General features: G+C 39.0%; 18 protein-coding genes and 1 rRNA gene. 8 read left to right on the forward strand and 11 right to left on the reverse strand.

Going from position 1 to position 14,776, the window contains the following annotated elements:
- Positions 1 to 4: 4 nt before the first annotated feature.
- Positions 5 to 313: a BC1872 family protein gene (locus tag M3226_RS19390; RefSeq protein WP_308211961.1), complete on the reverse strand. Its 309-nt coding sequence runs from the start codon at positions 311 to 313 to the stop codon at positions 5 to 7.
- Between the two features lie 306 nt (positions 314 to 619).
- On the opposite strand from M3226_RS19390, the gene M3226_RS19395 reads away from it, so the two are divergent.
- The 4 genes from M3226_RS19395 to M3226_RS19410 all read left to right on the forward strand — a co-directional run bounded on the left by M3226_RS19395 (position 620) and on the right by M3226_RS19410 (position 3,711).
- A complete protein-coding gene (locus M3226_RS19395) occupies positions 620 to 820 on the forward strand; it encodes a hypothetical protein (protein ID WP_251568289.1) in 201 nt (66 codons plus the stop codon).
- Positions 821 to 983: 163 nt separating this feature from the next.
- A complete protein-coding gene (locus tag M3226_RS19400; RefSeq protein WP_251568292.1) occupies positions 984 to 2,051 on the forward strand; it encodes a sulfite oxidase in 1,068 nt (355 codons plus the stop codon).
- Positions 2,052 to 2,355: 304 nt separating this feature from the next.
- Entirely contained in the window at positions 2,356 to 2,679 is a 324-nt protein-coding gene (locus M3226_RS19405) for a hypothetical protein (protein ID WP_251568299.1), read from the forward strand.
- Between the two features lie 249 nt (positions 2,680 to 2,928).
- Positions 2,929 to 3,711 carry a Cof-type HAD-IIB family hydrolase gene (locus M3226_RS19410; protein ID WP_251568301.1) on the forward strand — a complete coding sequence of 261 codons (783 nt, stop codon included), beginning with the start codon at positions 2,929 to 2,931 and terminating at the stop codon, positions 3,709 to 3,711.
- A gap of 361 nt (positions 3,712 to 4,072) precedes the next feature.
- Here the strand turns inward: M3226_RS19410 and M3226_RS19415 are convergent, their stop codons facing one another.
- Positions 4,073 to 5,128 carry an LLM class flavin-dependent oxidoreductase gene (locus M3226_RS19415; RefSeq protein ID WP_251568303.1) on the reverse strand — a complete coding sequence of 352 codons (1,056 nt, stop codon included), beginning with the start codon at positions 5,126 to 5,128 and terminating at the stop codon, positions 4,073 to 4,075.
- A 160-nt stretch (positions 5,129 to 5,288) separates the two neighbouring features.
- Here M3226_RS19415 and M3226_RS19420 point away from each other — a divergent pair, with 160 nt between their 5' ends.
- Entirely contained in the window at positions 5,289 to 5,576 is a 288-nt protein-coding gene (locus tag M3226_RS19420) for a hypothetical protein (RefSeq protein ID WP_251568366.1), read from the forward strand.
- Positions 5,577 to 5,625: 49 nt separating this feature from the next.
- Here the strand turns inward: M3226_RS19420 and M3226_RS19425 are convergent, their stop codons facing one another.
- Both M3226_RS19425 and M3226_RS19430 read right to left on the reverse strand, forming a co-directional pair.
- The gene (locus tag M3226_RS19425; protein WP_251568305.1) at positions 5,626 to 6,273 is read right to left on the reverse strand and encodes a glycosyltransferase; all 648 of its coding nucleotides are present in this window, start codon (positions 6,271 to 6,273) and stop codon (positions 5,626 to 5,628) included.
- A 93-nt stretch (positions 6,274 to 6,366) separates the two neighbouring features.
- The gene (locus M3226_RS19430; protein WP_374110641.1) at positions 6,367 to 7,248 is read right to left on the reverse strand and encodes a mechanosensitive ion channel family protein; all 882 of its coding nucleotides are present in this window, start codon (positions 7,246 to 7,248) and stop codon (positions 6,367 to 6,369) included.
- Positions 7,249 to 7,459: 211 nt separating this feature from the next.
- Between M3226_RS19430 and M3226_RS19435 the strand changes: the two genes are divergently transcribed.
- Positions 7,460 to 8,092, forward strand: coding sequence for a cell wall hydrolase (locus M3226_RS19435; RefSeq protein WP_251568321.1), 633 nt, complete (start codon positions 7,460 to 7,462; stop codon positions 8,090 to 8,092).
- A 124-nt stretch (positions 8,093 to 8,216) separates the two neighbouring features.
- Positions 8,217 to 8,903 (forward strand): YjjG family noncanonical pyrimidine nucleotidase, encoded by a 687-nt coding sequence (locus M3226_RS19440; RefSeq protein WP_251568330.1) that lies wholly within the window; start codon positions 8,217 to 8,219, stop codon positions 8,901 to 8,903.
- 66 nt (positions 8,904 to 8,969) lie between these two features.
- Here M3226_RS19440 and M3226_RS19445 read toward each other — a convergent pair whose 3' ends face one another.
- The 3 genes from M3226_RS19445 to M3226_RS19455 all read right to left on the reverse strand — a co-directional run bounded on the left by M3226_RS19445 (position 8,970) and on the right by M3226_RS19455 (position 11,327).
- The gene (locus M3226_RS19445; protein WP_251568332.1) at positions 8,970 to 9,518 is read right to left on the reverse strand and encodes a hypothetical protein; all 549 of its coding nucleotides are present in this window, start codon (positions 9,516 to 9,518) and stop codon (positions 8,970 to 8,972) included.
- A 101-nt stretch (positions 9,519 to 9,619) separates the two neighbouring features.
- A complete protein-coding gene (locus M3226_RS19450; protein WP_251568335.1) occupies positions 9,620 to 10,840 on the reverse strand; it encodes a threonine synthase in 1,221 nt (406 codons plus the stop codon).
- Positions 10,841 to 11,102: 262 nt separating this feature from the next.
- Positions 11,103 to 11,327: a DUF2187 family protein gene (locus M3226_RS19455; RefSeq protein WP_251568337.1), complete on the reverse strand. Its 225-nt coding sequence runs from the start codon at positions 11,325 to 11,327 to the stop codon at positions 11,103 to 11,105.
- Positions 11,328 to 11,414: 87 nt separating this feature from the next.
- On the opposite strand from M3226_RS19455, the gene M3226_RS19460 reads away from it, so the two are divergent.
- Positions 11,415 to 12,170 carry a YoaK family protein gene (locus M3226_RS19460; RefSeq protein WP_251568338.1) on the forward strand — a complete coding sequence of 252 codons (756 nt, stop codon included), beginning with the start codon at positions 11,415 to 11,417 and terminating at the stop codon, positions 12,168 to 12,170.
- Positions 12,171 to 12,227: 57 nt separating this feature from the next.
- On the opposite strand, the gene M3226_RS19465 is transcribed toward M3226_RS19460, so the two are convergent.
- From M3226_RS19465 to M3226_RS19480, 4 genes are all read right to left on the reverse strand, one after another.
- Positions 12,228 to 12,455, reverse strand: a complete 228-nt coding sequence (locus M3226_RS19465) for a hypothetical protein (protein WP_251568340.1) — start codon at positions 12,453 to 12,455, stop codon at positions 12,228 to 12,230.
- A 68-nt stretch (positions 12,456 to 12,523) separates the two neighbouring features.
- Positions 12,524 to 13,504 carry an NAD(P)-dependent oxidoreductase gene (locus M3226_RS19470; RefSeq protein WP_308211962.1) on the reverse strand — a complete coding sequence of 327 codons (981 nt, stop codon included), beginning with the start codon at positions 13,502 to 13,504 and terminating at the stop codon, positions 12,524 to 12,526.
- Entirely contained in the window at positions 13,452 to 14,048 is a 597-nt protein-coding gene (locus tag M3226_RS19475) for a class I SAM-dependent methyltransferase (RefSeq protein ID WP_308211965.1), read from the reverse strand. The genes M3226_RS19470 and M3226_RS19475 overlap by 53 nt, the downstream gene beginning before the upstream one ends.
- A 460-nt stretch (positions 14,049 to 14,508) precedes the next feature.
- Positions 14,509 to 14,776, reverse strand: a 23S ribosomal RNA gene (locus M3226_RS19480); the annotation flags it as partial.

Below are 14,776 nucleotides of genomic sequence, written 5' to 3' on the forward strand. Positions count from 1 at the left end.
TGTACTAAAGCCAGCCCTCATCAATGGATCTATTATCCGCAATGGAAAAGGCTGCGTTTGTAATTGCTTGGGCTAAGGTTTCACCCGTTTCACAAACATCATCAAAACAAGCCTTGGTTGTCCCATTTGTTTTATAGACAAAGCCTAGCTCTTTTAATCTTTCAACTAGGAGGATAGCATGTTCGAGGTTGTCTTCCGGTTGAAACTCTGAAATAGGAATGAAAACTTCCTTTTCATAATCATACCAACGATCCCATCGATTCAGCTTCCAGCCAAGGATTCTACGAGCAAGGATTTCTATTTTGTTCATCATCTGTTCTGACTCCTTTTTAACTAGGTTTTCTTATTTTACCATTTTCATAGTTTCTCTCCTATAAAAACAGAGACATCTCACACAAAATCATAAATTTTCACAAAATCGCCACAATAGACTATACTTGGACTTACTAACCTTTTTCAGGGTTTTATACAGTGAGTATAGGGAAAATAAGTATTGAGGTGAGAAAAAATGAAGGTTAACATAACTACAGACGCAAAGCAGCAACTGATAACTCAGCTTGGTAAGGAACCAACCGTTCGAATTAACGAGATCCGAACTACTGGTTGAGGGGCCACCTATATGTATGAACTTGCTCAGGTTGAGCAGTCAGAAAATGATGAGGTTTTTAAAATCGATGAAATTACCATCCTTATTGACCCTATAGTGATTAATCATCTGGATGGGGATGTTGTGATTGATCATAACAAAAATTATGGTTATATCCTCAAAAATAGTTTCGAGATTTTAACCTTTGGGATGAAGTTATTAAAGAACTCATAATTTATTATCGTTTCAATACCTACCTAAAACTGAAACAAAAAAGCCACTGTATCTACGAGAAGCAGTGGCTTTCGATTTGCCTTTTTTGAGCAAATAAAAGACCTTGAATAATAAGTCTTCAAGGACATATGCATTAAATAGTAAAGTTTAAGGAGGTAGTTACTTGAAAAAATTTCATCAACCTGGGGTAAAACCCTACCTAATTACAAAGTCGTTGAACCCAGAAAATCAGGAAACACCCATACAATTTATAAATAAGAATATAGTAGATGAAAATTTATTTTACAGAAGAAACCATTTTTCTTATCCTCACTTTACATCATCCTTCTACTTTCTTCCAATTCAGGGATTCGTTCATACCCCAAGAACATTTTCATTACAGGAAATATACTCACTGCCTTCGAGAACGATCAAAGTGGTTTTAGAGTGTTCAGGGAATAAACGTGACTTTTTTGAACCACAGGTATTTGGAGAACAATGGGAAAAAGGTGCAATAAGTCAAGGAATTTGGAAGGGTGTTTCTTTGAGAACCTTATTGCAGTACACAGGGTTGATTGATGCAGCCAAAGAAATAGTCTTTGAAGGCTATGATTACGGTGAGAGACCTGATTCCGACCAGATAGTTAACTTTGCAAGAAGCTTACCAATTGAAAAAGCGCTTGAACCAGACACCATCATAGCTTATGAGTATAATAATCAGCCAATCCCTTTTAAGCATGGTTTTCCCTTGAGATTGGTCGTACCAGGTTGGTATGCCATGGCTTCTGTAAAATGGCTAAAAAAAATAACGGTGATTGATAAGGAATTTGAAGGCCCCTTCCAAACAGTGGACTACGTTTACTATCCAAACAAAGAAAATGATAATGGGAAGTTTCCTGTCATGACAATCAATGTAAATTCCACGATTCAATATCCATTAAATAGGCAATTACTGACTACAGGAATATACCAGATAAAAGGAATTGCTTGGACTGGAAAAGGAAGTATAGACAAAGTCGAAATTAGTTTAGATGATGGTCAAACTTGGGAGACCTGTCAATTAACTTCTTCATCCGAGAAGTATTCATGGGTTACTTGGTATTATCAATGGGAGGTTCTTAAAAAAGGTGAGTATACGATAAAATCAAAAGCAACAGATGTACATGGGAACGACCAACCTTCCAAACCATTCTGGAACCGAAAAGGCTATGGTTATAATGCAGTTGATCATATAAAGGTTAAAGTAGAATAAAACCAAACATTGTAAAACGATAATGCTTAAGGCGGAGATGATCCTCTGCCTTATAACATATCAAGTCCGATTATTTAATAAAGACGGTAAGAGTATTTTTGTCTTTCTAAAATAATATTTCTTTTTACGTGAAGAATATTTGCAAATTATTAAAATTATGGTAATCTAATATTGAATTTTCGATATTTTCAGAATAGTAAATTTAATTCCAACATCGTCCTCAACATTCTTCGTTTTCGCCTCAAGATTTAATCCTAATTTTTTTCATTGGAACGGAACCATAAAAATGATTGGAGTGGTTGATTTGTACAATTCTCAAAATGGATCTTATGAAGTTGTCAACACAAATGTTTGTCAAAACTGCGGAAAAATAACCTTCTTAAAACATGAAGGGGCTAATTCGGACAATAAACAAGGTATCATCTTTCCTATTTTAGGTTGGACATTCTTTGTTATTTCTCTCATGTTTATTCCTATTTTATTCGGAGCAGCGGCATTTTTAATGGGCTTCTTTACTTTCCATGACCGAAGTAGAGCGCACGGTGTTGTTTTAATTATGTTTGCCTTAGGAGGATTAATCCTTGGTTCATTGTTTAGCATTATCGTATCTGGAACCTTGTTTTTATAGGTTACAAAAGGTTGGTAGATATTCTATCAACCTTTTTTTATTTTCTGAGTAATAGCTGAAGTATCAACCTAAATATAATAAATTACTAATACAAATTAAGCCTGCGAGAAAGCTATTAGTACCATTAACTTGACTTACCATATTTTTTGTTTACACTTTTGGAGTGGAGTATGGTTTTTAAACAGTCATGATATACTTGAGGATATCCATTTGATAATCTAGCTATAGAACAGCAGCTTAGGAGTGTGAATGATGAATTATAAGGTAGTCATCTTAGATATAGACGGAACTATAGTTCCACATGGAAAAACCGTCAGCCCCGCCACAAAGGATGCGATTCAGCGGTTAAAAGATAAAAACATGCAGGTAGTCATTGCTACGGGACGGGCTCCTTATTTTTCAAATTCTGTTGTAGAGGAAACCGGGGTAGAATCAATGGTTTTCTTTAACGGATCGTATGTTTATCATGAAGGAAAAGATATCTATCAAAGTGCAATTGATAAAAGTATCTTAAAAAGGGTTCATCAGTTATCTGGTGATTATCAACATCCGCTCACTTTCTTGAGTGGTTCAAGCTTTACAGCAACCGACTTGAGTCATCCTTTTGTTGTTGAAGCCTATAGTCATGATCCGTGGAAACCTGATTTAGCACCTCCTCATTATTGGATGGACCAAGATATTTATCAGTTGTTCCTCCACTGTAATTTGGAGGAAGAAATTCATTATAAGGCTAAAATTCCCGAGCTGGATTTTCGTAGATGGAGCTCTGGGGCACGAACCTGTGATGTGAATCTTACGAATTCAAACAAGTCTGTTGGGATCACAAAGCTATTGGAGAAGCTTGGTATTGCTCCTGATGAAGCAGTTGCCTTTGGTGATGGTATAAATGATATTGAAATGCTCTCATTGGTAGGAATGGGTGTAGCTATGGGAGCTGCATCTGATGAATTAAAGCAAGCTGCCAATATGGTGACTCTTTCTGCTGAAGAAGATGGGGTTGTTTACGGGTTGGCGAAGCTAGGATTGATTTAGTATTGGAATAATAATATTGATCTGGGGATTTGAACTATCCTTATCCCCTCTAACTACTCTATTTCTATTTCTTATCCTTCGGGGGTTATGGCGACCTCTTATCCCCCGAACGATTCCTATTTCTATTCCTTCAGAGGTTATGACCGCCTCTTATCCCCCGAACAATTCCTTTTTCTATTCCTTTAGGCGTTATGACCGCCTCTTATTCCCCGAACAATTCCTTTTTCTATTCCTCCAGGGGTTATGACCACCTCTTATCCCCCGAGCAATTCCTTTTTCTATTCCTTCAGGGGTTATGAAATGTCCTTCTATATTATGGCAAATACCTTTCCTTCAACAGCCGTAATTTTGTATCTCGATTTTAACTATTGCCTTCTGCCTCCCATTTAGAAACTTCCTCCCGTACCCGCGGCGCTACCTCTTTCCCTAATAACTCAATTGCTCTCATTACATCACCATGCGGCATACTTCCCACCGGTACATGGAGCATGAACCTTGCAACCCCCACTTTCTTACGAAGATGAATGATTTTCTGTGCCACTGTTTCAGTGTCTCCCACATATAGTGCCCCTTCAAAACTTCGCGCCGCATCGAAACTGGACCGATCGTAATACCCCCAGCCTCGCTCACGGCCTAACACATTCATTGCTTGCTGAGTAGACGGGAAAAATTTATCAGCGGCAGTCTCAGTGTCATCAGCAATAAAACCATGGGAATGCGATGCTACAGTTAACTTGGAAGCATCATGCCCAGCTTGTTCCGCCGCTCTTTTATAGAGTTTAACAAGCGGTGCAAACTGGACAGGACGACCGCCAATAATCGCTAGCACAAGCGGCAATCCCAACAAACCCGCTCGAATAACGGAATCCGGTGTTCCCCCGCTGCCAATCCAAACCGGCAGGGGATTCTGCACAGAACGAGGATAGACACCCAGATTATTAATTGCTGGACGATGCTTACCGCTCCAACTCACTTTCTCGGACTCCCGCAATTTTAATAAAAGATCCAGTTTCTCTTCGAAAAGTTCATCATAATCTTGCAAATCATAGCCAAACAATGGGAACGATTCAATAAACGAACCACGACCCACCATGATTTCCGCTCTCCCGTTTGATAGACCATCCAGTGTAGCAAAATCTTCAAATACCCGGACAGGATCATCAGAAGAAAGAACGGTCACAGCACTTGTCAGTCTGATTCGTTTTGTCTGCGTAGCTGCAGCAGCAAGGACCAATGTCGGAGAGGATGCTGCATAATCTTTGCGGTGATGCTCCCCCACCCCAAATACATCCAAGCCTACCTGATCTGCAAGGACAATTTCCTCCACTACTTCACGGAGCCGCTCGGCATGACTTATTACTTCTCCGGTCTGAACGTCCGGGGTGGTTTCTACAAACGTACTAATCCCTATCTCCACCTATAATTCCTCCAATTTCTACTTGAATTATGTAATTAATTATGACAGACCCATTCTATCATAGTTTATTCAAGTCTATAGCCACCCCTAGCTCAGATAAAATAATTTTAGGGCAGTTTACACATAATACAGGAAAAAGGTGTGTTTATGCTTGGATTTCTTGGATTTCCCTACCATTCAGATGAATTTTTGGGATGCTGTGTTTGCGATCCCGATGATTATGGTGTTAACGCAATTCATTAAGGTTTATTTTAAAATTCCTAAATGGTTTGTCCCTACGATTGCTGTTTTATTCGGACTTGGTATTTCCATTTTTATTAGTCACAAACACAGCTTTATCTCTGGTCTTTTCATGGGCTGGTTTTATGGATATGCGGCGATTGGCTCCTACTCTTCTTTAAAAACAAACATTATTGCGTATCGAAATAAAAAAAGTAATAAGTATTAAAAGAAAAGGAAATCTTTCGTAATCAGTCTACGATAGATTTCCTCTCTTTTTACCTAAATCTATTAGGGAACTGTTTTACAATTCCATCTGTAAGAATGTCACCCATATGAAGGAGATGGGTCTCATTGGTATCGGCCGTTTTGATATCGGCCATCCAATCTCCTTTCAATCGGTCTTGCACTTCAGTTGTTGTTAATTTTAAATTTGTATAAAACATATCTGTTAGAACCTGTTTGTTCCAATTCGGGTTCGCACTAGTCAGGAAGGCAACAATTTCATCGGCATTACGAATCCAATCTTTATTAAATTGATTGACCTTTGCTTGATCACCTGCTTTTGCTGCCTCAATAATTTTACCGGCAATCAAGATATGTTCCTTAAGTAAGCTCGTAAGTTTGTTACCTGCTTGTTCCCCATAATATGGTTTAATAATATTACCAAGATCAACTTGATTTTCTAATAACCTCGCTAATACATCATTTTGATCTTTAAGCCCGGCTAGGCTGCTGACAATAAAACTTCTTGTCCACCAAGCATGTTCAATCCACAGCTTTTGCATTGGATACTTTAATTGAATGACCGATTGATTCATACATGCCCGCTGCGGTGCCGGTCTTCCTTCTGCTCCAGCGGATGAAACAGCGGTTGTAAAGGTGAGTGCACAAACAAACAAACAGGTGATTAGCTGTTTTTTCATGGTTGACTGCTCCTATTCTGCTATTTTTTCAGTTTTAGTATTGATAATTTTTCCTTCCTTATACAATTAGATCCAAAGACCCAAACATGAAACCTATAACCTATCAGGAAGAGTCTGATCATTCAAGGGATCATTATAAAGAACCATCCCTGGCATATTAATCTGATGTTTGTGAAATACCTTTAATAGTTCAAACCTTACCTGTCTCGATACCTCAAAATAATCATCAGGCCAAACCAACCCCACCATACAAAGCTCATACCCGACATATTTCTGATTAGGATTAAGGTCTGTTATGCCGATAAACTGAAATTCCTGCTCAGGGGTGCCGTCCTCCATTTTCAATAGGCATTGGGAGTATTGTTCATTACAAGTACTGCAGACTTGTTCCATCAACTGCTTCATTTTTTGTGGATCTTCCTGATAGCTGACTGTCATTCGTTCAATAACGCGCATTTTTCCTTTATTAAAATTTTGGATGGTTCTTACTTCCCCATGCGGAATCGTTAATAATTTGCCGGACCATTCACGAATTTGCATAAAACGAATGCCGATTTCTTCGATTGTCCCCGAGTTATTCCCATTAAACGTGACATAATTACCCACGCGAAATTCACGATCTGACAGCCGAACTAGTCCTAATAAGATATCTTTTAATACCTCTTGGGCCGCAAGTCCGACAACGACACCGACAATTCCTGCTCCGGCAAGTAAGCCTTTGAGATTCATAAATTGTCCAATCAGATAAACAATCACGATGGTCACTGAAGTGTATTTTAAGGCAGAACGGATTACCCCTTGGATGGTTTGTTCAACCTCAGCCTCCAAAAGGTGAGACTTTCGAAAAAACCAATCAACACTTCGGTTAATCACAAACGAAATGATGATTAGGATCACAATCATAAACACAACTCGTAAGATTAAATATTCTCTTATATATTTTAAAAAACTTTCTGAATAAGTTAAAAGGTCCATCGATTCACTTCCTTCAAAAATTGGAATCACCTTATAGCATGACCTATATTTTCCAGAATTATTTTCTTTACCCTTTTTTTGTCTCTTAATCGTCACTTTCTATAAAATGCAACTCTATTATTATGTAATGTAACTGTAATACTCTGTAATACTAATCTAGTAATTCCATTCATAGAAATAGACATTAATAAGAGAATTCGATTGGAGGAAAATGCCCTTGAAAAAACTTATTACTGCCATTTCTGTTATAGCTTCTCTATTATTTGCTTCACCTGCTTTTGCCTATTCTGTTAAAAGCGGGGACACAATGTTTGGAATTGCTAGGAGTCAGAATCTTTCATTGCAAGAGTTAGTGAGACTCAATCCGCAGATTCAAAATCTTGATTTAATTTATGTAGGACAAACTGTCAATACAGGAACTCAGGAAGTAAACGCAATTGGACAAGCGGTACATACTTCTTCAAAAGCCGACATAACTGTAGGATTCTCGGAAAACGAATTGGATTTGCTTGCAAGATTAGTCCGAGCCGAGGCTGAGAGTGAACCATACCAAGGAAAAGTCGCCGTCGCCTGTGTGGTCCTTAATCGAGTTGCCAGCTCCTCGTTTCCTAATTCGATCAAAGAGGTTATCTATCAAAAAGGGCAATTTGATCCTGTCCGGAATGGAGAAATTAATCAATTGGCGGATGAGGATTCGATTAGGGCAGTCCAAGAGGCCATAAATGAAAAACGCAATGTAGCTGCTGGCTCTTTATTCTTCTATAATCCAGCCACTGCAACGAACCGCTGGCTTGACTCGAGAGCGACAACACTTGTGATTGGCCATCATGTTTTTAAAAAATAACTTCATGATCCCAGCCGTTAGGGGTTTTCCAATTATATGGATGGCACTAGGCGCTTTTCTACGTTAAAATTAAAATGTTAAAAATCAGGAAAGTTTTATTTAAAGAAACAAAGGGGAAAATATATTGAAAAAATATCAACCATTATTATTCGATGTCGATGATACATTATTAGATTTTGCTGCTGCTGAAGCGTCAGCCCTAAAGCTGTTATTTGAGAGTCAAAGTATAACGCTAACAAAGGAAATGGAAGCCCACTACAAAAAAATAAACTATGGACTGTGGAAAGCGTTTGAAGAAGGACACATCGAACGGGATGAAGTGGTCAATACCCGTTTTTCCCTTCTATTTAAGGAATACGGAAAAAACGTTGATGGCATCTTATTGGAAAATAACTATCGCGGTTATTTAGAAGAAGGTCACCAATTGATTAAAGGTGCCTTTGAATTAATCTCCGGGCTGCAAAACCATTTTGATTTATATATTGTTACAAACGGAGTTTCCAAGACACAGGACAAACGTTTACGCGATTCCGGTCTTCACCCGCTCTTTAAAGAGATTTTTGTCTCCGAAGACACAGGTTTTCAAAAACCAATGAAGGAATTTTTTGATTACGTATTTGCCCGAATTGCTAATTTCTCTCCAGAACATACTTTAATTATTGGTGACTCGTTGAGCTCAGACATTAAAGGCGGGCAGCTTGCGGGCCTTGATACCTGCTGGTTCAACCCTGCTGGTAAACCAAACCATACCGAAATCATTCCTACCTATGAAATTCAAAATCTAAATGAACTGTATCAAATCTTAGACTAGGATTAAGGGACATATAATGATTTCAATAAAAAGCCTTCATGTTCGATGCACATGAAGGCTTGTTCATTAGGATGGTCCAGTGGTTGTGGAACTCTTTGTACTATCGTGCTGAATATCTGAGAACTCTTCTATTTCATCCGTTATTTCATCAGCCGTGTTGCTTTTCTTGTGTTTCGTCTGAAAAATATCTTTTGATACAGTATTAAGCTTTTTTACAAAGCGGTTAAACCCAAATCCCACAAAGAAGGCTATACTAATAGGCGCATAAGGAGTATCTTGATAATCAGTAAATTGAATTAGTAAAATCCCACTTTGGATCAGCGTTACGGCCACGACTGCGGTGCCGGTTGCAAAAATTGGATAAAAAATATACATAATCCATTTTCGATAATCGTGTAATTCGTCTTCCATATAGTGAGTACAAAACATATAAAGATGTCTGAGTGAACCGCCAATTGCTCCAGCGAAAAAATAATACAAAAAGATTTTGATATCAGCAATGAATGGCAGAGTTTTTTCAAGCGTACCGGTCCCCAACATGCCAACTGCGATAAAGCTGCCAAAAAACAGCAAGCAAAGATATGTCAAAATGACGGCTTTTAACCATTTCTTCATTAGTGACACCTCCGCTACTATCTTATGTTGCCAAGAGTAGAGATGTCACTGCTTTTAGTACCAAATCGAATTAGAACGAAAAGACCAAGTTTTTCGTTTGTTTATAGTGCTTTTATGACATCATTCGGCTCTAGCAATGTTACATTGTTTGTTTCAACCGTTTCTGGATATTTGATGCCCTGCCCAGTGTTTAAGCAAACAACTGTTTCATCTTCTTTTATCCAATTTTGCTCACGTAAAATACGGGCTGCCGCAAACGTAGCCGCCCCTTCCGGACAAATAAAGTTCCCTTCAGTTTCCGCCACCAGCCTTTGTGCTTCCGAAATGTCAACTTCCGAAATGGCAATCGCACATCCATTTGTTTCATAAATGGCTTCCAAAACAAGGAAGTCACCAAGTGCTTTTGGTACATTAATGCCAAAAGCATTTGTCTTTGAATTTTCCCAGAATACCGATTCCTTCTTCCCTTCTTGCCATGCCTTCACGATTGGTGCGCATCCCTCCGCTTGAACGGCTACCAATCTAGGAAACTTATCTGATTCTATCCAGCCCATTTCTTTTAATTCCAATAGTGCTTTATAAATGCCAATTATACCAACACCACCGCCAGTCGGATATAAAATGATGTCGGGAACCTGCCAATTAAATTGTTCTAATATTTCGTACCCCATTGTTTTTTTACCTTCAATTCGGTATGGTTCTTTCAATGTTGACGCATCATAAATCTCCTGTTCGGCGATCAGTTTGCCTACAATTTTACCCGCATCACTAATTAGTCCATTTACTAAATATAAATTGGCACCGGAGACGGCAACTTCTTTTCTCGTGATATTCGGGGCATCTTGAGGCATAACGATTGTTGCTTGAATACCAGCTTTTGCAGAATATAGTGCCCAAGCTGCGCCTGCGTTGCCATTCGTCGGCATTGCGAGCTGTTTCACACCCAGTTCCTTTGCTTTGGAGATTCCGACACTAGCCCCGCGGGTTTTAAAAGAACCTGTTGGAATGATCCCCTCATCCTTGATAAACAAATTAGCTAAAGCGTATTTTTCGCCTAGTTTCTTTAGATGGGTTAAGGGGGTCATCCCTTCATCTAACGAGACGATATTTTCCTCGTTTTTCACAGGAAGCAGTTCATGATATCTCCATAAACTATTTTTTCGAGAGTTTAGGTCTTCTTTTTTCAAAATTGATTTAGCTTCATTCAAATTGTATCTAACTAATAATGGTGCTCCACAACGACATAGCTGATTTACTTCATCGACGGTATAAATCTCATGGCATTTTGGACACTCAAGATGGGAAACATAGCTGTACTTCACTGTTTTTACCTCCAAATATTTATTTATGTACTAACCCGTTACCTCTTTTTCTTTCGATACACGAAATATAAAAGTTTAATCTATTCCATTATATCCGATAATTCCGAGTATATAAATAAGTATTTAGAAAGGAAAAGTGATGAAATAGGTGCTTCTCCTGACAATCCATTATGGTTAACTTTTGTCATTCTCCATAAAAAAAATGTAGTGAGGTTCATCCACACTACATTTCCGTAACTTCCTGTCTTTTTCTTTGACAGGTTTATGAATTTTTTACTTTGTAATTTTTATGATTTACAATTGTCGTGAGTGGCTCATCCTTCTCTTTTGAATAACCGTACTGGACGATAACAGAATTTTCCCGAACCCCAGAAACGGTCCCTTCGTGGCTTTCTCCATCACGCTTAAATGTAATAATATCACCGATTTTTGCTGCAGCCATTTCCTTCACCTCGCCTTTATCTTTTCCAAAAAAACGATTTGTCATTCTATTACCAATACCCCTCCTACATAAATTTTTTGACCTTAACAAAAAATAGGAGGAAAAAGTGAAATTTTATTTGGGAGAGACGATATGGGAAAATTACAGGCTCTTAGACGTAACCATTTTTCCGGATTAGATTTACGAAAAAATTTATATAAAAGAAGGACTTTCGTTCACAGACTAACAGCAGAATCCGTTGGGCTTGGTATTCTACTTGCGGTAGTGGGTGGATTTTTAGATGCCTACACATATGTAAGCCGCGATGGGGTTTTTGCCACTTCACAGACTGGTAATCTTGTTTTGTTAGGTGTGGAGGTCGCTCATGGAGAATGGACTCAAGGATTACGGCATCTTCCACCGATGTTCGCATTTGTTTTAGGAGTAGCCGTGGCTGAAGGCTTAAAACATCCGCATATTACTAGGACCTTTCCACACCCGGCTCGCACCGTTCTTTTGTTAGAAAGCATTGTTCTTGTCATTGTAGGAACCTGGCCTGTACAAGTACCGAATATGGTTGTCACCATAACGATTGCATTTGTAGCCTCCATACAGATTTCTTCGTTTCGGACCTTAGTAAAATGGCCCTATAATTCGGCAATGGTAACGGGAAATTTGCGTACAGCTGCGCAAGCGGCCTATACTGCACTAATATTTCATGACCGAAAAGGTCTTCTTCAATTTCTTGATTTTACGCTCATTATTGCCTCTTTTCTATTGGGTGCGTTGGCTGGTACCCTGTCTACTTTACATTGGGGGACAAAAGCTATTTGGATCGCCTCAGGCATACTTCTTTGTGCCATGCTCGTCTTAAACGCAAACCCGAAAACATTGCTTAATAAGTCATAAAGCAAGAAAGAGGCGGGATTTACTCCCGTGGTGGGAATAAATATCGCCTCTTTAAAATCAGATTCTCTTTTTAACATCTTCCCGGATTGATTCAATAATTTCATCTGGTATATGCGTCGGAAGAGACGTACCATCCTCAAAAACCCAGCAATTGATGATTTCTAAATCGGCTTTTTTAAATGTAATGCTATAGTTTTTATGTTGGTGAACAAATTCCGCGGTCACATATTCCTCAACAGCAAAATCATCATCGATAATCATATTGGTAATTTCATATGGCTTCACAGTGATATCTCCTTTTTGTGCCATTTAAACTATAGCATTAACTGAAAAAAGCTATTTATTCAATCTAATCATTCCAGCCCTGCTTCCTCGTTAGCCAGTTTTGTTAAAGCCGACCAATCCAGGTTTCCACGTCCTTTTGCAGCAGAGGCAAGCAGACGATTATGTACTAAATTCGCTAAAGGCATTGGAGTCTCGGTGCTATTTGCTTCATTCAGCACAAGGTTGCAATCTTTTAGACCCAGTGCTAATTGGAAACCGGCAGGCTCGAACATCTTTTTGGCAATCATTGACCCATAACCGTTATAAACGGTGCAGTTAAACAAAGTTGACGAATATACTTCAGCAACAGTCTCTCGATCCATTCCATTTTTTTCAGCCAAATTAAAGGCTTCAGCCATCGCCTCCATTGCTGCCATAATCATAAAATTACCACCTAATTTCACAACATTCGCATTACCAGGTTCTTCCCCCAGGTCAAAGACACGCTGACCCATTGCCTCTTGAACTGGTTTGACTCTCTCCCGTGCATCTTTATTACCTGAAGATAATATCCATAATTTTTGTGCTGCCGCAGCCTCTGGACGACCAAAAACAGGAGAGGCTATATAAAAACTCCCCTTTTCTTGATGGAACTGCGCTATCTTCCGTGATGTCTCGGGTGCCACGGTACTCATGGATAAGTGGATGCCATTTTTCCCTAATTTCTCCCCAATACCATCTGGAGCAAATACCATGTCTTCTAAGGCCTGGTCATTGGACACCATTGTAACGACAATACCTTCAGGTGTGACCACATTACATGGACGATTGACCTGTTCAGCACCTGCTGCGACGACCTCGTACGCCTTATTTGGGGTTCGATTATATACTTTCACCTTGTAGCCAGCTTTTATAAGGTTCTTTACCATTGGCTGTCCCATATTACCAAGTCCGATAAAACCTATTTCGTTTACCATTAAAACTCCTCCTAACTTACTCATCAATTCAAACTCGAATCTAACATAGCTCAGATTTCGACTTAATTGTCTCGACCGAAAGAAATAGCCCATTATAATAACCTTTTATCTCATTAATCTCCAAATCATTATTTTTTATTAATAGAAGAGTATCACGGTTCAAGCAGCATCCGTCACATATTTTTTTCCAAGCGGGCGTTAATAACTCCTGCAAACCAGCAAAAAACCGGTTATCCATTTTGACATGCTCAAAAAACAGTAATTGACCCCCAGGTTTACATACTCGTGCCATCTCCAACAATGCTTGATTAGGATTCGGTATCGTACATAGTACAAGGGTAGCTACGACCGTATCAAAACTATTATCAGGAAAAGGCAGCTTTTCAGCACCTGTCTGTACTATTTCAATTTCTATAGGGGATTGTTTCAGTTTCTCTTGTGACCTTTCAATCATATAAGTACTTGGTTCGGTTGCCACTACTTTTTCAACTGATTTATATAGAGGAAAATTAATACCTGTCCCAGATCCGATTTCCAAAACACAACCATTAGCCTTAGATAAAAGCTCCTCACGAATCTTTTTAAACTTCATTTTTTCTAAAGGACGCATAAAAAAGTCGTACCCTTTAGCAAACATCCGGCCCAAACTAGTCAACTCCATTATGTAAATTCTTTTTTTACACTATCACTAATAAATAAAAAGTGAAAGTCTCATCTTCTTACATATCTCCCAACTTAGTTAAAAGATGTCCTTTCTGAAACAAAAAAGCAGTGGATTCAATTGGAATCCACTGCTTTTTTGTTTCAAATCTTACTGACGCGCCCGAAAGGAGTCGAATCCATAACCTTCTGATCCGTAGATAGGCGCTCTATCCAATTGAGCTACGTCGCATTTTGTTGAATTGTGAGTTCGTTCTCTCAAAACTAGATAATATATAGAAGAAATTAGTTAAAACGAGTTCGCTTTATAAACTTGGCTAGCTGCGGCTCCTAACTTCTCGGCCGTTTCGATCCGTCCCTGCAAATCCAAAACCAGGATTTGCAGGGACGGCTCTCCAACGTCTGTCGAAGTTGAACAGTCGCCTCCGCTTTTCGTTATGGTTAAGTCCTCGATCGATTAGTATCAGTCAGCTCCACATGTCGCCACGCTTCCACCTCTGACCTATCAACCTGATCATCTTTCAGGGATCTTACTAGCTTTAGCTAAAGGGAAATCTCATCTTGAGGGGGGCTTCATACTTAGATGCTTTCAGCACTTATCCCGTCCGCACATAGCTACCCAGCGATGCCTTTGGCAAGACAACTGGTACACCAGCGGTGCGTCCATCCCGGTCCTCTCGTACTAAGGACAGCTCCTCTCAAATT

Source organism: Neobacillus cucumis (assembly GCF_023715505.1).